Source organism: Pseudomonas sp. TE3-3-F2023 (assembly GCF_036784815.1).
Classification (GTDB): Bacteria; Pseudomonadota; Gammaproteobacteria; order Pseudomonadales; family Pseudomonadaceae; genus Aquipseudomonas; species Aquipseudomonas pudica.
Genome location: NZ_CP145113.1, coordinates 3,694,981 through 3,719,692, shown reverse-complemented (window position 1 = coordinate 3,719,692; position 24,712 = coordinate 3,694,981). Strand labels below are relative to the sequence as shown.

Genomic DNA, 24,712 nt, shown 5'->3' with positions numbered 1-24,712 from the left:
TGTTGCATTTGGATGGCACCGGCTCCGCCGGTGTTCGCGGGTGAACCCGCTCCCACAGGGAATGCGCTTGCTTCAGACCTTGCGCAGTCCAGTCTGTGGGAGCGGGTTTTCCCGCGAAGAGGCCGGTACAGGCAACCTCAATCAACCTGCTGCAACCATGCCTGGATCTGCTCCAGCGTGGCGGTAGCCCCGCCACAAACCACCACCAGCACATTCTGGTACTGCGCCAGGGCGCCCTTTGCATAGACCAACGCCAAAGCCGCCCCACATGCAGGCTCCACCAGCACGCGATGGTCCAGCAGGAACCGCTCGCAGGCTTCCAGCGCAGCGCGGTCAGTGACCAGGTGGCTGTGCACCGGATGCTGCTGCACGCACACCAGCGCCTGGTCAGCCACACGCTTGGCCCCCAGCGACGTCGCCACCGAGGCAATACGCTCCAGCTCCACCGAATGCCCCGCCTGAATGGCCGCATGCAGCGATGCTGCACCTTCGGTTTCCACCGCCAGCACAGGCACATCGTCCCAACCGTTGCGTTTCAGCCCCTCGACCACGCCACTGAGCAAACCGCCGCCGCCTACCGACAACACAACGGCATCCGGTTTCACGCCGGCTTCGGCCACTTCATCCACCAGGCTGGCATGCCCGGCCCACAGCAGCGGGTCATCGAATGGATGGATGAAGGCGTCATCCGGGCCGACCAAGGTCTGCGCCAGGGCGTTGGCCTCTTGCCAGGAGCTGCCATGCACCACCACCTTGGCGCCCTCCAGGCGTAGCAGGTCCTTGGCGCGCTCAGTGGTGGTCTCTGGCACTACCACGGTCACCGGCACGCCCAGCTTGCGCCCGGCATAGGCTACTGCCAGGCCGGCGTTGCCGCCCGAGGAAGACACGAAATGCCGCGCGCCGCGAGCATGGTGCACCTCGCAGGCGTGGCCCACACCGCGCAGCTTGAACGAGCCGCAGGGCTGCAGGGCGTCGAGCTTGAGCCAGACGTTGCTGCCCGCAGCCAGCGACAGCGGACGGGACTCGATCAGGGGGGTGTGGACATGCAAGGTCATTGGCTGGCTCCGCGCAGTTGCTCGAGGTAGTTGTATACGGTGTAGCGGGTCACACCCAGGGCGCTGGCGGCCTTCTCCACGCCGCCCTTGACGATGAACAGGCCACGCTCCTGCATCACGCGCACGGCCTCGACCTTGGCCTGCTTGTTCATTCGCCCCTGGCCGCTGCGCTGCAGGGACGCGTGGATTATCTCGCTCATCAGCAGTTCCATGTCGGCGGGTTCAGTGACGGCAGGTGTGGCCCCTAGCGGCTGGAACTGCTGAAGAAAGTTCATGGCGGCGTCCAGGCCGGTGACGTCGGTGTTGACGCAGAGGCTGGCGAAGGGGTGGCCGCTGCTGTCGCGAAAGATGGCCGTGGCGCTGCGCAGCGTGCGGCCCTTCAGCGTGGTGGGGTAATCGGGCAGCACCACCGGCTCGCAGCCATGCTGATCGGCCGATGCCTGCATGAGCGCCTTGAAACCCTGGTCCTGTTCCGGGGCGGCGAGGATCGGGCTACCGACGCTGCGGCCGGAAAGGTGGCCGTTGACGATCGCCACCACGGAGTGTTCCGGATGGTCGAGGTCGTGCAGGAGGATTTCCATGTTGCGCGCGGCAACGCTGCCCAGGGCCTGGATGGCGGCCTTGAGGACGGTGAGGGTGAGCTGGCGTTCTTCGCTTGGGGTGATCGGCATGGCAGATCGCAAAATCAACGTTTTGTGTATTTTTACACATAAAGTTGAATTAGGCGATTTGCTTTTCCAGGCCCATTCGCGGGTAAACCCGCGAATGGGCCGCAAAGCGGCCCCTTTGACCCTCAGCCCAGGGGCGGGGTACGCGGCGGAATCACCCGACGCGACCCGGTCGCCTCGAAGGCTGCACCAAAGCTCAGCAGCGCATTGTCGCTGTAAGCCCGGCCAGCAAAGGTCAGCCCCACCGGCATGCCGATATCGGCCATTACGCCCATCGGCACGGTCACGGTCGGCACGCCCAGGTGACGGATGGCCAGGTTGCCGTTGGCCACCCAGATGCCGTTGCTCCAGGCGATGTCCGCCGATACCGGGTTTACGTCGGCATCCGCCGGGCCCACGTCGGCCACGGTGGGGAACAGAACCGCGTCCAGGCCCAGGTTGTCCATCCAGTCTTCCAGGTCCATCTTGCGGGTCTGCTCCAGGCCGCGCAGGCCGTCGGGCAGGGTCTCGATCTGGTCCCAGGTCTTCAGGCCACGCTTGGCCATGTTGACGTACTCGTCCATGCCGGCGGCCAGGTCGTCCTCACGGTTGGGCAGGGTACCCGGGTCGTGGGGGAAGATCTGTGGCCCGTCGACATCGGCCAGGCGGTTGAGCTTGGGGTCACCGTTGGCGCGCAAGAAATCGTCGAAAGCCCAGCCCGACAGCTCCCACAGCTCATCATGCAGGAACTCCTTGCTGACGATGCCGCGGTTGTACACGGTCGGCGCGCCCGGGCGGTCGCCCTCGCAGTTGGACACCAGCGGGAAGTCCACTTCCAGCACTTCGGCACCGGCCGCTTCCAGTGCCTGGCGGGCCTGTTGCCACAGGTCGATCACCGTGGCGCGGGTGTTGATGCGCTGGCCAGTGGGGCCGCCGATGCCAGGCTTCTCGGAAGTACCGGCTTCGGCATCGGCATTGATGTACATGCGCGGCACGCCGAAGCGCTTGCCCTTGAGCGCGCTGGCATCCACGGCGAGGTCCAGGTACGAAGCCGGGCGCACTGTCGAGGCCGCCGGGATTGGCACCCAGGGTTGCAGGCGCCACAGGTCGCCGCGCTTGTCGGCATCGTCGGCTACGACCACGTCGAGGATTTCCAGCAGGTCGGCCATGGTCCGGGCATAGGGCACCACCACGTCCATGGTCGGTGTCAGCGGCCAGTTGCCACGCACCGAAATCACCCCACGCGACGGGGTATAGGCGCACAGGCCGTTGTTGGACGCCGGGCCACGGCCGCTGGACCAGGTTTCTTCGGCCAGGCCGAAGGCACTGAAACTGGCGGCGGTGGCGGTGCCGGCACCGTTGGACGAACCCGAGGCGAACGGTGCGGTCAGGTAGTTGGCGTTGTACGGGCTTTCGGCGCGGCCATACACGCCGCGCTGCATGCCGCCGTTGGCCATGGGCGGCATGTTGGTCTTGCCCAGGCACACGGCGCCGGCGGCGCGCAGGCGTTCGATGGTGAAGGCGTCGCGCTGGGCCACCAGGTCCTTGAAGGCCGGGCTGCCGGAGGCAGCGGTCAGGCCTTTGACCAAGTAGCTGTCCTTGGCGGTGTAAGGGATGCCATCCAACGGGCTCAGGACCTGGCCTTTGGCGCGACGGGCATCGGAGGCTGCGGCCTCTTTCAGCGCCTCGGGGTTGCGCACCACCACGGCGTTCAGGGCAGTAGCGGTGTCGGCGCCATCGTAGGCGTCGATGCGCGCCAGGTAGGCCTGGACCAGCTCGACCGCCGTCGTGCGGCCCGACTCGAGCGCGTCGCGCAGCTCGGCAATGGAAACCTCGGTTACCTCGATCATGCGTTCACCAAAAAAATGTGCAGGTGGGGGCTAATGCGAGGAGTGTACAAGAAGGGCTTGGCGGGCGCAGGTTTGCGCGGGGGCAAATGGTTTTTTGCAGGCGGGCATTGTCGGGGCCTGTATCGGCCCCGATTGCAGCTCAATCCAGGTCTGCCGCTACATGCCGCTCCGGCACCTGGCTGGCCTCATCCCCCCCAGGTCCGGTTCACTCGTGTGCCACGTTGCACCGCCGGGCGCAAGGCAATCTCTTCGGCCCAGCGCTGCACATGCGGGTATTCGTCCACCGCCAGGAACTCCGCCGCGCCATACAGGTTGCCGCGCACCAGCTGGCCATACCACGGCCACACGGCAATGTCGGCGATACTGTATTCCTCGCCGCCCAGGTAGGGGCTTTCGGCCAGGCGGCGGTCGAGCACATCGAGCTGGCGCTTGGCTTCCATGGTGAAGCGGTTGATCGCGTACTCGAACTTTTCCGGCGCATACACATAGAAGTGGCCAAAGCCCCCGCCCAGGTACGGCGCCGCGCCCATTTGCCAGAACAGCCAGTTCAGGCTTTCGGTGCGTGCAGCTGGCGCTTTCGGCAACAAGGCACCGAACTTTTCCGCCAGGTACAGCAGGATCGAACCCGACTCGAACACCCGCACTGGCGGCTCGACGCTGTTGTCGAGCAGGGCGGGGATCTTCGAGTTGGGGTTGACCTGGACAAAGCCGCTGGAAAATTGGTCACCCTCGCCAATGCGGATCAACCAGGCATCATATTCGGCGCCCAGGTGGCCCAGCGCGAGCAGCTCTTCGAGGGCGATGGTGACCTTGACGCCATTGGGCGTGGCCAGGGAGTACAGCTGTAGCGGGTGCTTGCCCAGCGGCAGCTCCTTGTCGTGAGTCGGGCCGGCAACCGGGCGGTTGATGCTGGCGAACTGGCCACCGGACGCTGCGTCGTTGCGCCAGACCTTGGGTGGCACGTAGGCGGGTTTGCTCATGCATGAATCTCCTTAAATGGCGCGAAACGGTCACGTAGAGACGTGGACATGCATCTATGCCACGGGTTCGACGAAAAGCGCAAATGCATAGGGCGCGGGCATGCATTGCATGACTTCGGTTTCATTCAGGTTTCATCCGGTGCAACTCAGGCCGGTTCTATTCTGGGCTATCTCTTCGCCCTGCAAGGAGCTGCCGGCCGATGACGCTCTCACGCTGCATGCTGACGCTGGCCCTGTTCGGCAGCCTGCTGGCCCACGCCCAGGCTGCGCCATGGGTTGCCGGCCTGCACCACATGACGCTACCCGACCCAGTCGACGCCCAGCCCATGCAGGCGCTGGCGTTCTACCCGGCCATCGGCACTACCCGCATCAGCCGGATAGATGGTTACCCTATCGAAGTGAGCGAAGAAGCGCCGGTCGCGTTGGGCCAGTACCCGTTGCTGGTGCTGTCCCACGGCAATACCGGCAGCCCGCTGGCCTTGCACTACCTGGCGACGTCGCTGGCGCGCCAGGGCTTTATCGTGGTGGCGGTGGTCCACCCCGGCGACAACGCCCGCGACCACAGCCGCCTGGGCACCCTGAGCAACCTGTATGGCCGGCCGCTGCAAATCAGTGCCGCGATTACGGCCGCCCGCGATGACGCCTTGCTGGGGCCTTATCTGAACGGTGGCAAGGTTGGGGTGATCGGCTACTCGGCCGGTGGTGAAACCGCCTTGATCCTCTCAGGCGCGCGCCCCGACCTGGACCGCCTGCGCAAGTACTGCCTGGAGCGCCCTGGCGACGCCGACGCCTGCAAGACCCACGGGGTAATGATTGCCGACCGCAGCGAGCTTGTGCCAGAGGCCGACCAGCGGGTGGGGGCGGTGATGCTGATGGCACCGCTCAGCCTGCTGTTCGGGCGCCATGCCCTGGCCGGGGTACGGGTGCCGGCGCTGATCTACAGTGGCGACAGCGACCAGTTGGTGGCGGTGGACCGCAACGCCGAAGCCCTTGCCCGCAAGTTGCCGGTGACGCCGGACTATCGCCTGCTGGCCGGTGCCGGGCACTTCGTGTTCATGGCCCATTGCGATGCCGAACAGTCCGTGCGGATGCCGACGCTGTGCCAGGATGCCGCAGGCGTGGATCGTCGGCACATCCACCATTCCCTGCAACGTGATGCTGCGGTGTTCTTCAGCCAGGCGTTGGGCGCACCGCAGCCGGCCGAGCGTTCAGCCGCGAGCGGCGCGCCGCGCCAGCAACAGCGTTAGGCCGACACCGGCCAGGGCGAGCAGGGCGGCCACGCTGAAGATCGAGGCATAACCCAGGTGCGCGGCCACCGCGCCCATCACCGGCCCGGCGATGGCCAGGGCCATGTCGAAGAACACCGCGTAGGCGCCGAGCCCTGCGCCGCGGCTGCTGCTGGGTACCTGCTTGATCGCTTCCACTCCCAGCGCCGGGTACACCAGCGACAGCCCGAAACCGGTAAGCCCGGCACCGATCAGCGCCCACGGCGGCGACGGTGCCAGCCACAGCAGGCTCAGGCCGAGCACTTCGGTGGCCATGCACGCGACCGCCACGTTGTAGCCACCAAAACGGTTGACCGCATTGACGAACAGCAGCCGGGAGATGATGAAGCACACGCCGAAGGCACTCAGGCACCAGGCCGCGCCCGCCCAGCCGCGCTCCAGGTAATACAGTGTGACGAAAGTGGTCAGGGTGCCGTAGCCGATAGAGGCCAGGGTCAGGCACAGGCCGCAGGGTGCGACCCGGCCGAAGGCCGACCAGAAGGGCAGGCGCTCACCGCGTACCACCACTACGTCCGGCCGCTTGCGCAGTACCAGCAGGGCCAATACCGCCAGCACCATCAATGCCGGCCCCAGTACGCTGAAGTCCAGCCCGTCCACGGCCAGTACACCCAAGGGGGCACCAATGGCGATGGCGCCATAGGAGGCGATACCGTTCCAGGAAATTACCCTGGCGGTGTGCTCGGGCCCGACCTGGCTGATGCCCCAACTCAGCGTGGCCACGCCGATAAGCCCTTGGGCGACGCCCAGCAGCAGTCGCCCGCCAAGCAACAGGGCCAGGCTCAGCAGCGGTAGCGACAGGGTCCAGGCTGATAGCAGCGTCAACACCCCGCAGCCGGCGATCCCCAGCAAACCGAAGCGAATGGCCTGCTTGCCCCCCAGGGTATCGGCGACCCGCCCGGCAAACGGGCGGCTGAGCAAAGTGGCCAGGTATTGCAGGCCAATGGTCAGCCCGGCTACCACCGCGCCAAACCCCAGCTGGTCATGCACATGGCTGGGCAGCACGGCGATCGGCAGGCCGATGCAGAGGAAGGCAATGAAGGTGTAGAAAACGATCGACAGGATCTGCAGGGTGATTTGCAGCGTGTTGCTGGCGGGGGCGGGTTGTTGCGCGGTCATGGGCTCGTTCGCGGGCGGGCGGTTGGGCGTGCCCCATCATGGCCGTTGCGCGGAGGAAATGAAAGCAGGCTAACGAATTATTCGTCGGGCAGTGCCAGCCTGTGGGATCGGCGGTGGATTCTTCGCGGGTGAACCCGCTCCCACAGGATTTGCATAGGCCTCAAATGCTACGTAGTTCCTGTGGGAGCGGGCATGCCCGCGAAGAGGCCGGCCCAGCCATACAAGATGGCCAGGCCGCCCATCAATCAGACCACTACACCCTGGCTACGCAGATAATCGTCATTCGCGGGCTCGCCCGCTCCCACAGGATTTGCATTGGCCTCAAGTGCTACGCAGTCCCTGTGGGAGCGGGTTTACCCGCGAAGAGGCCGGCCCAGCCATACAAGATGGCCAGGCCGCCCCATCAATCAGACCAATACACCCTGGCTACGCAGGTAATCGTCGTAGGTACCGCTGAAGTCCACCACGCCATCAGCCGACAGCTCGATGATGCGCGTGGCCAGCGACGACACGAACTCACGGTCGTGGCTGACGAACAGCAGGGTGCCGGGGTAGTTTTCCAGCGCCAGGTTCAGCGCCTCGATCGATTCCATGTCCAGGTGGTTGGTCGGCTCGTCCATCACCAGCACGTTCGGCTTCTGCAGGATCAGCTTGCCGAACAGCATGCGGCCTTGCTCACCACCGGAAATCACCTTCACCGACTTGAGGATCTCGTCGTTGGAGAACAGCATGCGCCCGAGGGTGCCGCGGATCACTTGCTCGCCGGAAGTCCACTGGCCCATCCAGTCGAACAGGGTCATGTCGTCTTCGAAGTCGTGGGCGTGGTCCTGGGCGTAGTAGCCCACTTCGGCGCTGTCGGTCCACTTCACCTCACCCTTGTCCGGGGTCATTTCACCGACCAAGGTGCGCAGCAAGGTGGTCTTGCCGATACCGTTGGGGCCGATGATCGCCACGCGCTCGCCAGCCTCGATTGTGAAGCTCAGGTCCTTGAACAGCACCTTGTCGTCGAAGGCCTTGGCCATTTTCTCGACGGTGACGGCCTGGCGGTGCAGCTTTTTGGTTTGTTCGAAGCGGATGAACGGGCTCACGCGGCTCGACGGCTTGACCTCGGCCAGCTGGATCTTGTCGATCTGCTTGGCTCGCGAGGTGGCCTGCTTGGCCTTGGAGGCGTTGGCCGAGAAGCGACTGACGAAGGTCTGCAGTTCGGCGATCTGGGCTTTCTTCTTGGCGTTGTCCGACAGCAGCTGCTCGCGCGCCTGGGTGGCAGCGGTCATGTACTCGTCGTAGTTGCCCGGGAATACGCGCAGCTCGCCGTAATCCAGGTCGGCCATGTGGGTGCAGACACTGTTGAGGAAGTGCCGGTCGTGGGAAATGATCACCATGGTGCTGTTACGTGCGGTGAGGATGTTTTCCAGCCAGCGGATGGTGTTGATGTCCAGGTGGTTGGTCGGCTCGTCGAGCAGCAGCACGTCCGGGTCCGAGAACAGCGCCTGGGCCAGCAGCACACGCAGCTTCCAGCCCGGTGCCACTTCGCTCATCGGGCCGAAGTGCTGCTCCAGCGGAATACCCAGGCCCAGCAGCAGCTCACCGGCACGGGATTCGGCGGTGTAGCCGTCCATCTCGGCGAACTCGGTTTCCAGCTCGGCGACGGCCATGCCGTCTTCTTCGGTCATTTCCGGCAGCGAGTAGATACGATCGCGTTCGGCCTTGACCTTCCACAGCTGGCCGTGGCCCATGATCACCGTGTCGATCACGGTAAATTCCTCGTAGGCGAACTGGTCCTGGCGCAGCTTGCCCAGGCGCGTGTTCGGCTCGAGCATCACTTGCCCGCCGGACGGCTCCAGGTCGCCGCCGAGGATTTTCATGAAGGTCGACTTGCCGCAACCGTTGGCGCCGATCAGGCCGTAGCGGTTGCCGTTGTTGAATTTGACGGAAACGTTTTCGAACAGCGGCTTGGAGCCGAACTGCATGGTGATGTTGGCGGTGGAGATCAAGAGGCTTACCTATCAATAACTTACGTGACTTCTTCGCAGCGTCGGACCAATTTCGGACCAGTCAGGAGCTTTTCCATCACCTGCCAGTCGTTGGACGAGTCAATCCAGCGCGCATGAGTCGATAAGAGCATCTGCACGCTATGCCCGAGCTGATGGGCGATAAATGCGGGGTTGAGACCAGACATTGAGCATATTGTCGCATAGGTGCGACGGCAGTTATATGGGGGCGGTATCTGATTACCGGGCCGTTGAGGGCAGGGCGCCATCAACAGCCTTCGGTGCTTGTCGACGCGCGGAAAAGATTTGCCTGCATTCACCGAAGCGGGTTTATCAGCTCGGCGCCCTGGTTACGCACATTCCCCACGGCGATATTCACTCGGTACCACTCGAAGGCTTCGGCCGGCTCACCCAGGTTGAGCACCAGTTGTTCCGCGTGCTCGCTCGGCATTGCTACAGCGATCCATTCGTACGCCAGTTCTGGTGACAACACGACCGGCCGGCGGTCGTGAACGTCGACCATTCCGCCCTGGGCGTCGGCGGTAATGATGACGAACCCGTCGTGCTCGGTACCGGTGAACTGGCCGATCGAGGCGCAAAGCGCAGGGCCCCCATCCTGGCGGCGGATGTAGTACGGCTGCTTCTTCGGCCCACCTTCATCAACCCATTCGTACCAGCCGTCTATTGGGGTGATAGCTCGGTATGGCCAGATCGCCCGAAAGAATGGGCCATGGGCCACCTTCTCGACCCGCGCGTTGATCGGCGCAGCGCGGTCGTTCGCCCAGTGTGGTCGCCATCCCCACCTCACCAGGTCCGCTCGTGGGCCTGTGTCATCTGTCCGCAGTACCGCCACCGGCGTGGTCGGCGCGATGTTGTACCGGCCAAGTGGCTGGTCGCCGACGTTGTTCCGCCAGGCCTCTGGCAGGCTCAGGGTTTCAACGAAGTCGTGGATGCCACGGTACTGGCTGAGCCTTCCGCACATATTCGCTTCCTCCGATACCATGAGCATAGGCCAGGGCATGGTGCTTCAGGCACATGGCTGCTGAGGCGCCGGGCATGGACGAAACGACCCTGATCGATGCGTCACTTTTTTGGAACAGCAATTGCTTTGACCCTGAGGCACTGATCATTCGGAGAACGCAAAAATGACTCAGGATGACCGCTATTACATGGTCTTCGTTGTGGTTGCCGTACTGCTCCTGGATCTGGTGGCGACACTGGTGTTCCTGAAGGCCATTGCCTGACCCCCGATTGTGGGCTCAGTCTTCCCCGTAATCGGGGCAACAACGCAACGAAAATCCGCTTTGGGGCGGGTATTGTTCGCGCGCTGGCGGGTTCATGGCCATACGGCGAAAGTATCTTCGTGGTGAAAGCCGCCCTGAAACCGATATAGCAAACAATCATATGGCCTGGCTGACGTCGAGCAGTAACATGGGCTGACAAAAACGAAAAAGGTGCATGCGGCTTGGCAACACTTTCCCAAGTTACTCGATGGGGCGGCAGGAGCGTGTCGCGTGAAGACTTCAAGGTCGGTAGCAGGTGCAATACTGATGTCCACCTTCGCCACACTGTTCATGGCAGGCTGTGCACATGACCCCGATGTGCGTGAGGGCCATGGCTATGCGGCCGGGGCCACGGAAAGAAGTACGCCTGCGTACCTGGGATGCGTCAAAGGCGAACTTCAAGGAAATGTGAAAACCTACCAGGTCGATGGCGATAACTCGGTCAGGCTGTTCGTCGATAGCACCGACCCCGACAAGGCGGGTGGCCTGGTCGAGGTGCGGGGCACGGGTAACCAGCGCCAGTTCGCGGCGTATCAACGCGATGCCTGGTACGACCATGGCAGGCTGCTGGACGCCGCGCTGATGTGTTCAAAAGCATGATCAACTGACCCTCGAGAACAAAAAGCCCGCCCTCGAGAGCGGGCTTTTTGCATTTGCCGACCCCAGCCGCAATAATCCGCTCATTTGAATGGAGAACACCAGGTTGGAAGCAAGAAGCGTAGTCGCTGAAATGTTCATTGGAATGCCGACGCATTTCTGGGTGTTGCCGGTTGCCGGCCTGATCGCCTGGTTCGGCCTGAAATGGGCCGAGCAATCCGATAACCGCGGCACCATGCTGCGGACCGTGACCTACCTGCTGCTCATCGCGCTGGCGGTGTTGCCCAACGGCTTTTATGCGCTGTTTCCCCCGTCGCCCGACATGCCCGAGCTGTTGTTGAATCGTGAACCGCTACCCAACTACGAAGGCCGCTTCTACCTGGATGCGTTCTACGTGTTCAGTGGCTGGGCACTGAGCAAGGTAGCCAAGCTCAAGTTCAACTAGGAAACCGCTGAACGAGCCGCTCAAGGCCAGACTGAGCGGCCGACATGTCTCATGTTGCTCGATAAGCTGCCTTGTTGGCGGGCTTACATGCCCAGGCTGAAGTTTAACCTTTCGTCAGAGCTTGGAATAAACGCAATTTTTCCGCATTTATCAAGATGTTGGCGCAGCTACTTTTTAACTAATACCTTCCTGTTATGACCAACTTTTACTTACGCCATCCTACAGTGAGGAAGGGGCTAATTCAAAAGTATTAGTTGAAGTCGGTTGTTGCAAGCCTTGGTGGTAGACGCGTCGCAACAGACCTTCCTGAAATATTTTAAAACCCTCTGGAATTTTATGTGGGGCGTGCTATTTCTGGATATACGCGTGCGATCGCCCGGTCGTGCTGTTGACAAAAGGACTGTCAGGTATGTCGATTCAGGCCAAGGTGTCCCCCCTCACCCAAAGTGTTACTTCTGCCGCCCCCATCGCAATCCCCGACAATGGAATCCTGACGCTTACTCAGAGCAGTAACATTGTTCTGGATATCGCTCCGGAAAGTGTGGCGGGCTACACGAAAAGTGGGACCGATCTGATCGTGCAACTGAAGTCTGGCGAAAGCCTGCGCATTGCCAATTTCTATGTCGAGGGGCAGCCTGTAAGCCAGTTGTACCTGGTAGACCGGGACAAACTGCTTGCCGTCGACCTGCCACCCGTCGCTGCCGATGGGCCGCTGGTGGCGGGTTATGTGCCCCAGGACACGCTGGCCGGGTTCGAGTCGCTCACTGGCAACGACGGTACCATTGCCGGCCTCAGCCCCGGTGGTGCCCTTTTGGCTGGTGCCGCGATCATTGGCGGCGGCGTCGCTATCGCCAACAGCAACGGTGGCGGTGGTGGTGGTGGCAGTGACGGCAGCGTGCCGCCTGACACCACGGCCCCAGCGCCGGCCAGCGGACTGCAAATTGCCCCGGATGGCAGCAGCATCAGCGGTACGGCCGAGCCGGGCGCCACCGTGGGCATCGACAGCAACGGCGACGGGCAAACCGACATCAGCGTGGTGGTCGGCCCCGATGGCAAATTCCAGATCCCGCTGAATCCGCCACTGACCAACGGCGAAACGGTTACCGTGGTGGTGACCGATCCTGCCGGCAACAGCAGCCCGCCCGCGACCGTGCAGGCCCCTGACTTCCCCGATGCGCCCCAGATCAACCCGAGCAACGGCTCCAGCCTAAGCGGTACGGCCGCGCCTGGCAGCACCGTGGTGCTCACCGACGGCGACGGCAACCCCATCGGCCAGACTACAGCCGACGGCAACGGCAACTGGTCGTACACACCCGATAGCCCACTGCCCGATGGCACCGTGGTCAAAGCAGTAGTAGTGGATGCCGCCGGTAACAGCGGCCCGCCCGCCAGCATCATCGTCGACGGCGTGGCGCCAGCGGCACCCGTGATCAACCCGAGCAATGGTACCGAACTCAGCGGTACCGCCGAGCCGAACAGCACCGTGACCCTCACCGATGGCAGCGGTAACCCGATCGGCCAGGTGACGGCCGATGGCAACGGCAACTGGAGCTACACCCCCGCGACACCGCTGCCCGATGGTACCGTGGTCAACGCGGTGGCCCAGGATGCGGCTGGCAATACCAGCGCGCAGGGCAGCATCACTGTGGATGGCGTGGCGCCGGGCGCTCCCACCATCAATCTGAGCGACGGCAGCACCCTCAGCGGCACCGCCGAGCCGAACAGCACCGTAACCCTCACTGATGGCAGCGGTAACCCGATCGGCCAGGTGACAGCCGATGGCAGTGGCAACTGGAGCTACACACCCACCACACCGTTGCCTGACGGTACCGTGATCAACGTGGTGGCCCAGGATGCGGCGGGCAACACCAGCGCTCCGACGAGCACGACTGTGGATGCGCATGCCCCGGCTGCACCAGTGATCAACCCTAGCAATGGCACCACGATCAGCGGTACCGCCGAACCGGGCAGCACCGTCACCCTGACCGATGCCGGCGGCAACCCAATCGGCCAGGTCACCGCCGACGGTAGTGGCAACTGGAGTTTTACACCGGGCAGCCCGTTACCCAACGGCACCGTGGTGAACGCCACCGCGACAGACCCGACCGGCAATACCAGCGCTCCATCGACCACTACAGTGGATTCGGTAGCCCCGGCCGCACCAGTGGTCGAACCAAGCAACGGCAGCGAAATCAGCGGTACCGCCGAGCCTGGCAGCACCATTACCCTGACCGACGGCAGCGGCAACCCGATCGGCCAGACCACTGCCGACGGTAGCGGCAACTGGTCGTTCACGCCAGGCACACCGTTACCGGATGGCACCGTGGTCAATGCCACGGCGACCGACCCGGCCGGCAATACCAGCGGGCAGGGCAGCACCACCGTGGATGGCGTGGCCCCGGGCGTGCCCACCATCGGCCTCAGCAACGGCAGCAGCCTCAGCGGCACCGCCGAGCCGAACAGCACCGTGACCCTCACCGACGGCAGCGGTAACCCCATTGGCGAGGTGACCGCCGACGGCAGCGGCAACTGGACATTCACCCCAGCCACGCCGCTGCCCAATGGCACCGTGGTCAATGCCACGGCGAGCGACCCGGCCGGCAACACCAGCCCGGCAGCGACGGTCACCGTCGATTCCAGCGCGCCGACTGCACCGGTAATCAATCCAACCAATGGCACCACGATCAGTGGTACCGCCGAACCGGGCAGCACCGTCACCCTGACCGATGCCGGCGGCAACCCGATCGGCCAGGTCACCGCCGATGGCAGCGGCAACTGGAGTTTCGCTCCCGGTACACCGCTGGCCAACGGTACTGTAATCATCGCCACGGCAACCGACCCGACCGGCAACACCAGTCCGCAGGCCGCCACCACGGTGGACTCGGTAGCCCCGGCCGCACCAGTGGTCGAACCAAGCAACGGCAGCGAAATCAGCGGTACCGCCGAGCCTGGCAGCACCATTACCCTGACCGACGGCAGCGGCAACCCGATCGGCCAGACCACCGCCGACGGTAGCGGCAACTGGTCGTTCACGCCAGGCACACCGTTACCGGATGGCACCGTGGTCAATGCCACGGCGACCGACCCGGCCGGCAATACCAGCGGGCAGGGCAGCACCACCGTGGATGGCGTGGCCCCGGGCGTGCCCACCATCGACCTCAGCAACGGCAGCAGCCTCAGCGGCACCGCCGAGCCGAACAGCACCGTGACCCTCACCGACGGCAGCGGTAACCCCATTGGCGAGGTGACCGCCGACGGCAGCGGCAACTGGACATTCACCCCAGCCACGCCGCTGCCCAATGGCACCGTGGTCAATGCCACGGCGAGCGACCCGGCCGGCAACACCAGCCCGGCAGCGACGGTCACCGTCGATTCCAGCGCGCCGACTGCACCGGTAATCAATCCAACCAATGGCACCACGATCAGTGGTACCGCCGAACCGGGCAGCACCGTCACCCTGACCGATGCCGGCGGCAACCCGATCGGCCAGGTCACCGCCGATGGCAGCGGCAACTGGAGTTTCGCTCCCGGTACACCGCTGGCCAACGGTACTGTAATCATCGCCACGGCAACCGACCCGACCGGCAACACCAGTCCGCAGGCCGCCACCACGGTGGACTCGGTAGCCCCGGCCGCACCAGTGGTCGAACTGAGCAATGGCAGCGAAATCAGCGGCACCGCCGAGCCAGGCAGTACCATCACCCTGACCGATGGCAGCGGCAACCCGATCGGCCAGACCACTGCCGACGGCAACGGAGACTGGAGCTTCACCCCCGGTACGCCGCTGGCCGACGGAACCGTGATCAACGCCACGGCGACCGACCCGGCCGGCAATACCAGCGGGCCGGCCAGCACCACCGTGGACGGCGTGGCTCCGGGCGTACCTACCATCAATCTCAGCAACGGCAGCAGTCTTAGCGGCACCGCCGAGCCGAACAGCACCGTGACCCTCACCGACGGCAGCGGTAACCCCATTGGCGAGGTGACCGCCGACGGTAGCGGCAACTGGACATTCACCCCAGCCACGCCGCTGCCCAATGGCACCGTGGTCAATGCCACGGCGAGCGACCCGGCTGGCAACACCAGCCCGGCAGCCACGGTCACCGTCGACTCCAGTGCGCCGGCTGCACCGGTAATCAATCCAACCAACGGCGTGACCATCAGCGGTACTGCCGAAGCGGGCGCCACCGTCACCCTGACTGACCTCGGCGGCAACCCGATCGCCCAAGTCACCGCCGACGGCAGTGGCAACTGGAGTTTCACCCCCGGTGCACCGCTGGCCAACGGTACCGTAATCATCGCCACGGCAACCGACCCGACCGGCAACACCGGTCCGCAGGCCGCCACCACGGTGGACTCGGTAGCCCCGGCCGCACCAGTGGTCGGACCAAGCAACGGCAGCGAAATCAGCGGCACCGCAGAGCCGGGCAGCACCGTCATCCTGACCGATGGCAGCGGCAACCCCATCGGCGAAACCACCGCCGACGGCAACGGCGACTGGAGCTTCACTCCCGGTACACCGCTGGCCAACGGCACGGTGGTCAATGCCGTGGCCCAGGACCCGGCCGGCAACACCGGCCCGCAGGGCAGCACCACGGTGGATTCGATCGCACCCGCCGCGCCAGTGGTGAACCCGAGCAACGGCGCCGTGATCAACGGTACTGCCGAACCGAACAGCACCGTGACCCTCACCGATGGCAATGGTGATCCGATTGGCGAGGCCACCACTGACGGTAGCGGCAACTGGACATTCACACCGGGCACACAACTGCCCGATGGCACCGTGGTCAACGCCACGGCGACCGATGCCGCCGGCAATACTGGTGCTCCAGGTAGCACCACGGTGGACTCGTCGCTGCCGTCGATTCCGCAGGTCGATCCGAGTAACGGCTCGGTGATCAGCGGTACCGCTGATGCCGGTAACACCATTATCCTCACCGATGGCAACGGCAACCCGATCGGCCAGGTCACCGCCGACGGCAGCGGTAACTGGTCGTTCACACCTGGCGTACCGCTGCCCGATGGCACCGTAGTCAACGCGGTGGCGCGCAACCCCGGAGGGATCGATAGTGCGCCAGCGGTCATTACCGTGGACGGCGTGGCACCGGCCGCGCCGGTGGTCGAGCCGAGCAATGGCACGGAAATCAGTGGTACTGCCGAAGCCGGCGCAACTGTCATCCTCACCGACGGCGTCGGCAACCCGATAGGGCAGACTACCGCCGATGGCAGCGGCAACTGGTCGCTCACGCCCGGTACGCCGCTGGCCAACGGCACAGTCATCAATGCCGTCGCCCAGGATCCGGCCGGCAATACCAGCGGGCCGGCCAGCGTCACCGTTGACGCCATCGCGCCGGCCGCACCGATCATCAACCCGAGCAATGGGGTGGTGATCAGTGGTACCGCCGAAGCCGGAGCCGAGGTAATCCTCACCGACGGTAGCGGCAACCCGATCGGCCAGACGACCGCCGATGGCAGTGGCAACTGGGCCTTCACGCCTTCGCCTGCGCTGGGCAACGGCACGGTGATCAACGCCGTGGCCCAGGACCCGTCCGGCAACACCAGCGGGCCGACCAGCGCCACCGTTGACGCCGTTGCGCCGGCCGCACCGGTCATCAACCCGAGCAACGGGGTGGTGATCAGTGGTACCGCTGAGGCCGGGGCCAGGGTGATCCTCACCGACGGCAGCGGCAACCCGATCGGCCAGACGACTGCCGACGGCAGCGGCAACTGGTCGTTCACGCCCGGTACGCCGCTGGTCAATGGCACGGTCATCAATGCCGTGGCCCAGGACGCCGCTGGCAACACCAGCACCCCACAAGTCAGCACCACGGTGGATGCGGTAGCCCCTGGCCAGCCGACGATCGAGCCGAGCAACGGTACCGAGATCAGTGGTACCGCTGAAGCCGGCGCCAGGGTGATCCTCACCGATGGCAGCGGCAATCCGATCGGCCAGACCACGGCCGATGGCAGTGGCAACTGGTCGTTCACGCCTGGTACACCGCTGGCCAACGGCACAGTCATCAATGCCGTCGCCCAGGACCCGGCCGGCAATACCAGCGGGCCGGCCAGCGTCACCGTGGACGCCATCGCGCCGGCCGCACCGATCATCAACCCGAGCAATGGGGTGGTGATCAGTGGTACCGCCGAAGCCGGAGCCGAGGTAATCCTCACCGACGGTAGCGGCAACCCGATCGGCCAGACGACCGCCGATGGCAGTGGCAACTGGGCCTTCACGCCTTCGCCTGCGCTGGGCAACGGCACGGTGATCAACGCCGTGGCCCAGGACCCGTCCGGCAACACCAGCGGGCCGACTAGCGCCACCGTTGACGCCGTCGCGCCGGCCGCACCGGTCATCAACCCGAGCAACGGGGTGGTGATCAGTGGTACTGCTGAGGCCGGGGCCAGGGTGATCCTCACCGACGGCAGCGGCAACCCGATCGGCCAGACGACTGCCGACGGCAGCGGCAACTGGTCGTTCACGCCCGGTACGCCGCTGGTCAATGGCACGGTCATCAATGCCGTGGCCCAGGACGCCGCTGGCAACACCAGCACCCCACAAGTCAGCACCACGGTGGATGCGGTAGCCCCTGGCCAGCCGACGATCGAGCCGAGCAACGGTACCGAGATCAGTGGTACCGCTGAAGCCGGCGCCAGGGTAATCCTCACCGATGGCAGCGGCAACCCGATTGGCCAGACCACCGCCGATGGCAGCGGCAACTGGTCGTTCACGCCCGGTACGCCGCTGGCCAACGGCACAGTCATCAATGCCGTCGCCCAGGATGCTGCCGGCAATACCAGCGGGCCGACCAGCGCCACCGTCGATGCCATCGCCCCGACCGCACCGACTATCGAGCCGAGCAATGGTGTAGTGCTCACGGGTACCGCTGAGCCTGGCGCCACCGTCATCCTCACCGACGGTGGTGGCAACCCGATCGGCGAGACGACCGCCGACGGCAGTGGCGACTGGAGCTTCACCCCGGCCACGCCGCTGGCCAATGGCACCGTGGTCACCGCAGTGGCCGAGGACGCCGCCGGCAATACCAGTGGCCCGGCCAGTACCACGGTCGACACGGTGGCGCCGTCGGCGCCGCTGCTGAGCATCAGTGCCGACGGTGCGCTGCTGACCGGTACCGCCGAGCCGAACAGCCAGGTGCGCCTCGTGATCGACGGCGATACCGCCAACCCGATCACGGTGAATGTCGATGGCAGCGGCAACTTCAGCCTGCCGTTGGCACCACCGCTGATCACGGGCGAGTTGATCAGCGGGGTCACCGCCGACGCTGCCGGCAACATCAGCGGCCCGGCGACGATCAACGCGCCGGACCTGGCACCGCCGACCATCAGCGTGCCGGAGGCAGCCGATACCTGGATCAACGCTGCCGAGATCAGCGATGGCATCCAGGTCGACGTGACGATCCGCCCGACCATGCAGGTCGGCCAGGTTATCACCGTCGCCTTCGCCGGGCAGAACGGCTACGAGACCCAGGCAACGCACACCATCACAGCTGGCGATATCCTGGCCGGCAGCGTCACCGTGACCATTCCCCCTGGTAGTGGCATGGGGCCGTTCCCGGAGGGCGCTTCTACCGTCACTGCAGACATCAATGGCGGTACTGCCTCGACCCCGGTGCCGTTCACCGTCGACACCATCCCGCCTGCGACCCCGGTGCTGTCGCTGGTGGGCAGCATCCTGACCATCTCGACCGATCCGGGAACCGAACTGACGGTCGAAGTGGACATCGGCGGCGTCACTGCCACCGCCACGGTGACTGCCGACAACAGCGGGCTGGCTTCGCTGAACCTGCTCACCGACCTGGACATCGACCTTACCTTGGACCAGTTGCTCAATGCCCAGGTCTCGGTCACCGGCGAGGATCCGGCCGGCAACCCGAGCAATGTGGCAACCATCGGTGTCGGCAGCAGCATCGAGCAGCCAGTCACCATCGGTAACTTCGGTGTCGATGTCAGCCTCAACCCGCTGAACCCGCGGTTCGGTTTCAGCGGTACCACCGAGCCGGACTCCAGCGTGGTGATCCGTGTCATCACCCCGGCGCTGAACGTCGAGCTGCTGCCGATCCAGGCGGACAGCTCGGGCAACTTCTCGCTGAACCTGCTGAGCCCGACCGTCCTCACCCAGCTGGGGCTGAACATCACCGATATCCTCAACCTCGGTTCGCAGATCTCGTTCAACATCGTCGCCACCGATACCAATGGCAACGACAGCTCGGCCTACGGCATCACCCTGACCCCCAACGGGCTGTCGCTGAATATCGGCCAGATCGACGTCAACGGCACCTCGGGGGACGATGTCATGTCCGGGGCGAGCGGCAGTTCGGAGCACATCAATGGAGGTGATGGCAACGACCTGATCTTCAACGTGGGGACCGGTGATCACGTGGTGGCGGGCAACGGCAACGATGCCATCCAGATCACCGCGACCAACTTCGTCAGCATCGACGGCGGCGCCGGCTTCGACACGTTGGTCCTGGCCGACGGCATCGACCTCGACTACAACGCCGTCGGCGTCGGCACGCTCTCCAACATCGAGCGTATCGATCTCGGCAAGGGCGACTCGGGGAGCGTGCTGACCCTGACCGCAGCGGAGGTCGACGCCATCACCGATGCCAACAACGTGCTGCAGATTACCGGCGAGAGCAACGACACCCTCAACGTGGTGGGTGCCGTGAACACCGGGACCACGCAGCAGCTCAACGGCATTACCTACGATGTCTACAACTTTGGCAGCAGTACCCTGCTGATCGAGGACAACACGGTACAGGTCGTGGTCTGATGCGCGGCTTGTCCGTGCTCAGGGGGAGGCGCCGTGGCGCGGGAGCCCTGTGGCTCCTGTGCCTCGGGCTGCCGTTGTCCGCCCCGGCCATCCCGCTCGACCAGGCGGTGCGGGCAGGGTTGGCGATCCACCCGCAGGTGCGTTCGGCGATGGCCGAGGCGGACCGGGCGGGCACCGAGGTTGAGATCGCCAAGGGCGGCTATTACCCCTCTGTCACCATGTCCGGGGGGCCGCAGGAGTTCGACGTCGGCGAGGTCGTCTACGACGTCACCGTATCGCAGATGCTGTATGACTGGGGACGGGTGACGAGCAAGGTCGACAGCGCCAGCGCCACCCAGCGCAAGCTGTCCGAGGCGGTGCTGGTGGCGCGCGACGATGCGGCGCTGGATATAGTCGAAACCTACCTCGACGTGCTTGCCTCGGAACGCCGGGTGGAGACGGTGCGCCAGCACATCCAGCGCCTGGACGGCATCCGCGAGATGACCCAGGCACGCGGTAGCGACGGTTACGCCGACCGCAGCGAACTGGACCGCGCCAACCTCGAACTGGCGCGTGCCCAGGAACAGCTGTCGCTGGAGAAGGGCAACCTGCAGGACGCGCGCAACCAGTACGCGATCCTGGTTGGCCAGGACCCCTCCGAGCTGGTGGAGCCCGAGCCGATGTCGCTGCAGCGCTACCTGGCTGCCAGCGACATGACGCGGGTGATCCGCGAGTCGCCGTTGCAGCGCAAGGCGTTGGAGGACGCCAATGTCGCCGAGGCGCAAGTCCGCGAGGCCAAGGCTTCGTTGCTGCCGCAGTTGAACCTGGAGGCCTCCGCGTTGCGCCGGGAGATCGGCGGTCGCCCGGAAAGCGACTCGGTGATGTCGCTGCGCTTTCGCATGGACACCTTCCAGGGGCTTTCCAACTTCCGTCGGCCGACTGCTGCGCAACAGCGACTGGAGTCGGCGCGATGGACGGCCGATGCGATGCAGCGTGACATCCGCCGGCAGTTGCAGACGCTGTTCGACAACAGTGACACGTTGCGCTGGCGGGAACAGTCGCTGAGCCAGCAGGTGACGGAGTCGGAGCAGGTTGGCGAGCTGTACCGCGAGCAATTCGAGGTTGGCCGGCGCGATGTGATCGACTTGCTCAACGTGCAGCGCGAGCGCTTCGAGGCCGAGCGGCAATTGATCAATCTGCATATCGAGCGCAAGCGCATCGAGTACCGGGCGGCCGCGCAGGTCGGGCTGTTGGGGGCATTACTGGAGAACCGGTTGAATCATGGAAGTTGAACAATCCCCGGACAATGTCGTGAGCCTGAACCACGACGACCCGCTGCGCCAGGGCCTGCTGCTGCTGTGCCGACAACTGGGCCGGCCGCTGGGCGACGCCGAGCTGGTCGACGGCCTTGCGCTGGAGCACGGACGCCTGCCGCTGCGCCTGGTCTCCCGCGCCCTGCGCCGCGCCGACATCACCGCCAGGGTCGCGGAGCTGCCGTTGCGGCAGATGGATGCCTACCTGCTGCCGGCCCTGCTGTTGCTCGACGATGGTCGCAGCCTGCTGCTGGTTGGCGTAGAGGGTGAGCAGTATGAGGTACTGGTACCGCACAGCGACGGCGGCCGCGAGTGCATGACGCTGCCTGCTCTGGAGGCGCTTTACAGCGGCTCGGCGGTGTTCGCCAAGTGCCGCTACCGCCCCGATGGGCGGGTGGGCGACTACGCCAGTGGCCTGCCGGAGCACTGGTTCTTCGGGCCGCTCAAGCGGCTCTGGCGCTCCTATGCCGAAGTCACGGCGGCCGCCCTGGTGGCCAACGTCCTGGCTGTCGCCTCGGCGCTGTTCGCCATGCAGGTTTACGACCGTGTGGTGCCCAACGCGGCTTTCGATACCCTATGGATACTTGCCAGCGGCGTGGCCCTGGCGATCATCGTCGACGGGGTACTGCGGATTCTTCGCGGGCACCTGCTGAACGTACTTGGCAAGCGCCTGGACCTGCAGTTGTCGAGCCTGCTGTTCGGGCGCGTGCTCAGCACCCGGATCGCCGCCAAGCCGGCGTCGATGGGAGCGTTCAGTACCCAGGTGCGTGAGTTCGAGTCGGTCCGCGAGTTCTTCACTTCCTCCAGCGCCGCACTGATCAGCGACCTGCCGTTCGTGGCGATCTTCCTGTTGATCATTGCCGTGATCGGTGGCCATGTGGTCTGGGTGCCGCTGGTGGCCTGCGTGTTGATGCTGCTGCCGGGGCTGCTGACCCAGCGCCTGCTGGGGCACCTGTCACGGCAGAACCTGCGCGAGGGTGCGATGAAGAACAGCGTGCTGCTGGAAGCCTTCGAACACCTTGAGACGGTCAAGGCCGCGCGTGCCGAGGGCCGCTGCCGCCAGCAGTGGGAGATGCTCACCGGGGAACTGGCCGGTACCGCAATGAAGACCCACGCCCTGGCCTCGACCCTTAGCTATTCGGCGAGCATCGTCCAGCAGTTGTGCTACGTCGGGGTGGTGGTGTTCGGCGTCTACCGGATTAGCGACGGCGCGATGACCGTCGGCGCCCTGGTGGCCTGTTCGATCCTGGCCTCGCGGGCCATCGCTCCGCTGTCCCAGGCTGCCGCCATCCTTGGCCGTTGGCAACATACCAAGGTGGCCCTGGAGGGCCTCGACCAGCTGATGTCCGCCGAGCAGGAGCGGCCCGCCGGCAAGCGCTTCGTGCACCGCGACCGGCTGCACGGGCATTACCGCCTGGAGGCGCTGCGCCTGGCCCATGGCGACAGCCCACCGGTGGTCGATGTGCATGCGTTGAACATCCAGGCCGGCGAGCGGGTGGCGCTGCTCGGCGGCAACGGCGCCGGCAAGTCGACCCTGCTGCGGCTGCTCAGTGGCCTGCTTGACGCGCAATCCGGCCGGCTGCTGCTGGACGACATCGCTTTGAGCCAGCTCGACCCGGCCGACCGCCAGCGTGGCATCGGTTACTTGCCGCAGGATGTGGCGCTGTTCCACGGCAACCTGCGGGAAAACCTCAACCTGGCGAATGCCGCGCTGGGCGACGAGGAATTGCTGGAGGCCCTCGATGGCGTGGGGCTGGGTACTTTCGTACGCTCCCACCCGCTGGGGCTGGACATGCCGATCCAGGGCAACGCCAGCCTCTCCGGCGGCCAGCGCCAGGCGGTGGGGTTGGCCCGGGTACTGCTGCAGGACCCGCCTATCCTGCTGCTCGACGAGCCGACCGCAGCCTTCGACCAGAACAGCGAGAAACAGGTCATCGACTACCTGCAGAAATGGCTGGGCCGGCGAACCTTGATCATCACCACCCACAAGAAAAGCGTCTTGGCCCTGGTGGACCGTGCAGTGGTGCTGCGCAACGGCCAGGTGATCATGGACGGCCCGCTGAACCAGGTAGTGCTGGGCAACCAAGTGCAGGCGCCACAGGTCGCCGAAGGAGCCGGCCATGGCAGCTGAAAATAGTTCTGTAGTGTTGCGTCGGCAACTGGCCGACCCCTTGCTGGCAACCACTCACCCGGTCTATCGCCCGCTGCTCTGGACCCTGCTCGGCAGCGTCCTGCTGTTCGTCGCCTGGGCCGCCTGGGCGGAGCTCGATGAAGTGACGCGCGGCGACGGGCGTGTGGTGCCGTTCAGCCGCATCCAGAAGATCCAGAGCCTGGAAGGGGGCATTCTAGACCGCCTGCTGGTGCAGGAGGGCGACCTGGTGGAGGTTGGCCAGCCACTTCTGCGCCTGGACGAGACACGCTTTCTGACCAATTTCCAGGAGTCGGCCAACCAGGCCGGCGTGCTGCGGGCGGCCATTGCCCGGCTGGACGCCGAGGTGCTGGGCAAGGCGGCCATCGAGTTCCCGCCAGACATCGATCCGCAAGGGCCGCTGGCGCGTTCCGAGCGCGAGTTGTTCAAGTCGCGGCGGGACAAACTGCTCGAAGGTAGCCAGGCAATCCAGCGGCAGATCAGCCTGGCCCAGAGCCAGCTCGACCTGGTCCGCCCGCTGGTAGCCAAGCGTGCGGTGAGCCAGATGGAGGCGCTGCGGCTGAGCCAGGACATCGCTACCCTCAACGGCAAGCTGACCGAGCTGAAGAGCAGCTACTTCCAGGACGCCTACACCGAGCGCTCACAGCGCAAGGCCGACCTCAGTGCCCTGGAGCCGATTGTCCAGCAGCGCCAGGACCAGCTGCGCCGCACCGGGATCGTTTCGCCGGTGCGTGGGCGGGTCAACACCGTGTTGATCAATACCCGTGGCGGGGTGATCCAGCCCGGCGAGGCGATCATGGAAGTGATTCCGGTAGAGGACCGCCTGCTGGTAGAAGCCAGGATCAAGCCGCGCGACGTGGCCTTCCTGGTGCCGGGCATGCCGGCCAAGGTGAAGATCACCGCCTATGACTTCAGCATCTATGGCGACCTCAAGGGCACCCTGGAGCAGATCAGCGCCGACACCATCGAGGAGGACACGCCTCACGGCAAGGAGTCGTACTACCAGGTGCTGATCCGCACTGACGGCAGCCAGCTCAAGCGCGGTGAGGAGGTGCTGCCGATCATCCCCGGCATGGTTGCCGAAGTGGATATTCTCAGTGGCAAGCGAAGCGTGCTCAATTACTTGCTGCGCCCGCTGATCAAGGCCCGTCTCTACTGAGCCGGGGCATCAGGAACGGGAATTGCAGCATCCCAGCAAACCTGTCTATTTGGGGGTACGGCCATGTTTCC

Annotated in this window: 13 protein-coding genes and 2 pseudogenes; 7 read left to right on the top strand and 8 right to left on the bottom strand. The window is 65.0% G+C overall.

Annotated elements, in window-relative coordinates:
• Nucleotides 1–137: 137 nt before the first annotated feature.
• The 4 genes and pseudogenes from V3314_RS16750 to yghU all read right to left on the bottom strand — a co-directional run bounded on the left by V3314_RS16750 (nt 138) and on the right by yghU (nt 4,532).
• Nucleotides 138–1,055, bottom strand: a complete 918-nt coding sequence (locus V3314_RS16750) for a pyridoxal-phosphate dependent enzyme (RefSeq protein ID WP_046616558.1) — start codon at nt 1,053–1,055, stop codon at nt 138–140.
• Nucleotides 1,052–1,726: a PAS domain-containing protein gene (locus V3314_RS16745; RefSeq protein WP_108481697.1), complete on the bottom strand. Its 675-nt coding sequence runs from the start codon at nt 1,724–1,726 to the stop codon at nt 1,052–1,054. The genes V3314_RS16750 and V3314_RS16745 overlap by 4 nt, the downstream gene beginning before the upstream one ends.
• A gap of 122 nt (nt 1,727–1,848) precedes the next feature.
• Nucleotides 1,849–3,552, bottom strand: a complete 1,704-nt coding sequence (locus V3314_RS16740) for an amidase (RefSeq protein WP_108481696.1) — start codon at nt 3,550–3,552, stop codon at nt 1,849–1,851.
• Between the two features lie 139 nt (nt 3,553–3,691).
• Nucleotides 3,692–4,532, bottom strand: a pseudogene (gene yghU / locus V3314_RS16735) (glutathione-dependent disulfide-bond oxidoreductase).
• Between the two features lie 200 nt (nt 4,533–4,732).
• Between yghU and V3314_RS16730 the strand changes: the two are divergent.
• On the top strand, nt 4,733–5,779 hold the full coding sequence (locus V3314_RS16730; protein WP_085598655.1) for a dienelactone hydrolase: 1,047 nt from the start codon (nt 4,733–4,735) through the stop codon (nt 5,777–5,779).
• On the opposite strand, the gene V3314_RS16725 is transcribed toward V3314_RS16730, so the two are convergent.
• The 4 genes and pseudogenes from V3314_RS16725 to V3314_RS16710 all read right to left on the bottom strand — a co-directional run bounded on the left by V3314_RS16725 (nt 5,741) and on the right by V3314_RS16710 (nt 9,907).
• Nucleotides 5,741–6,934 (bottom strand): MFS transporter, encoded by a 1,194-nt coding sequence (locus V3314_RS16725; protein WP_338459321.1) that lies wholly within the window; start codon nt 6,932–6,934, stop codon nt 5,741–5,743. The two genes, V3314_RS16730 and V3314_RS16725, sit on opposite strands and share 39 nt — an antisense overlap.
• Before the next feature lie 407 nt (nt 6,935–7,341).
• Nucleotides 7,342–8,928, bottom strand: coding sequence for an ABC-F family ATPase (locus V3314_RS16720; protein WP_046617243.1), 1,587 nt, complete (start codon nt 8,926–8,928; stop codon nt 7,342–7,344).
• A 20-nt stretch (nt 8,929–8,948) separates the two neighbouring features.
• A pseudogene (locus V3314_RS16715) lies at nt 8,949–9,155 on the bottom strand (site-specific integrase); the annotation flags it as partial.
• A gap of 86 nt (nt 9,156–9,241) precedes the next feature.
• Nucleotides 9,242–9,907, bottom strand: coding sequence for an SOS response-associated peptidase family protein (locus V3314_RS16710; protein ID WP_046617244.1), 666 nt, complete (start codon nt 9,905–9,907; stop codon nt 9,242–9,244).
• 568 nt (nt 9,908–10,475) lie between these two features.
• On the opposite strand from V3314_RS16710, the gene V3314_RS16705 reads away from it, so the two are divergent.
• The 6 genes from V3314_RS16705 to V3314_RS16680 all read left to right on the top strand — a co-directional run bounded on the left by V3314_RS16705 (nt 10,476) and on the right by V3314_RS16680 (nt 24,641).
• Complete coding sequence (locus V3314_RS16705; protein WP_338459320.1) at nt 10,476–10,808, top strand: hypothetical protein; 333 nt, start codon at nt 10,476–10,478, stop codon at nt 10,806–10,808.
• A 130-nt stretch (nt 10,809–10,938) separates the two neighbouring features.
• Complete coding sequence (locus V3314_RS16700; protein WP_046617246.1) at nt 10,939–11,250, top strand: hypothetical protein; 312 nt, start codon at nt 10,939–10,941, stop codon at nt 11,248–11,250.
• 409 nt (nt 11,251–11,659) lie between these two features.
• Nucleotides 11,660–20,041, top strand: coding sequence for an Ig-like domain-containing protein (locus tag V3314_RS16695; protein WP_338459319.1), 8,382 nt, complete (start codon nt 11,660–11,662; stop codon nt 20,039–20,041).
• The gene (locus V3314_RS16690) at nt 20,041–21,312 is read left to right on the top strand and encodes a TolC family protein (RefSeq protein WP_338459318.1); all 1,272 of its coding nucleotides are present in this window, start codon (nt 20,041–20,043) and stop codon (nt 21,310–21,312) included. The genes V3314_RS16695 and V3314_RS16690 overlap by 1 nt, the downstream gene beginning before the upstream one ends.
• Complete coding sequence (locus V3314_RS16685) at nt 21,302–23,464, top strand: type I secretion system permease/ATPase (protein WP_338459317.1); 2,163 nt, start codon at nt 21,302–21,304, stop codon at nt 23,462–23,464. The genes V3314_RS16690 and V3314_RS16685 overlap by 11 nt, the downstream gene beginning before the upstream one ends.
• Nucleotides 23,454–24,641, top strand: coding sequence for an HlyD family efflux transporter periplasmic adaptor subunit (locus tag V3314_RS16680; RefSeq protein WP_085598810.1), 1,188 nt, complete (start codon nt 23,454–23,456; stop codon nt 24,639–24,641). The genes V3314_RS16685 and V3314_RS16680 overlap by 11 nt, the downstream gene beginning before the upstream one ends.
• Nucleotides 24,642–24,712 lie beyond the last annotated feature (71 nt).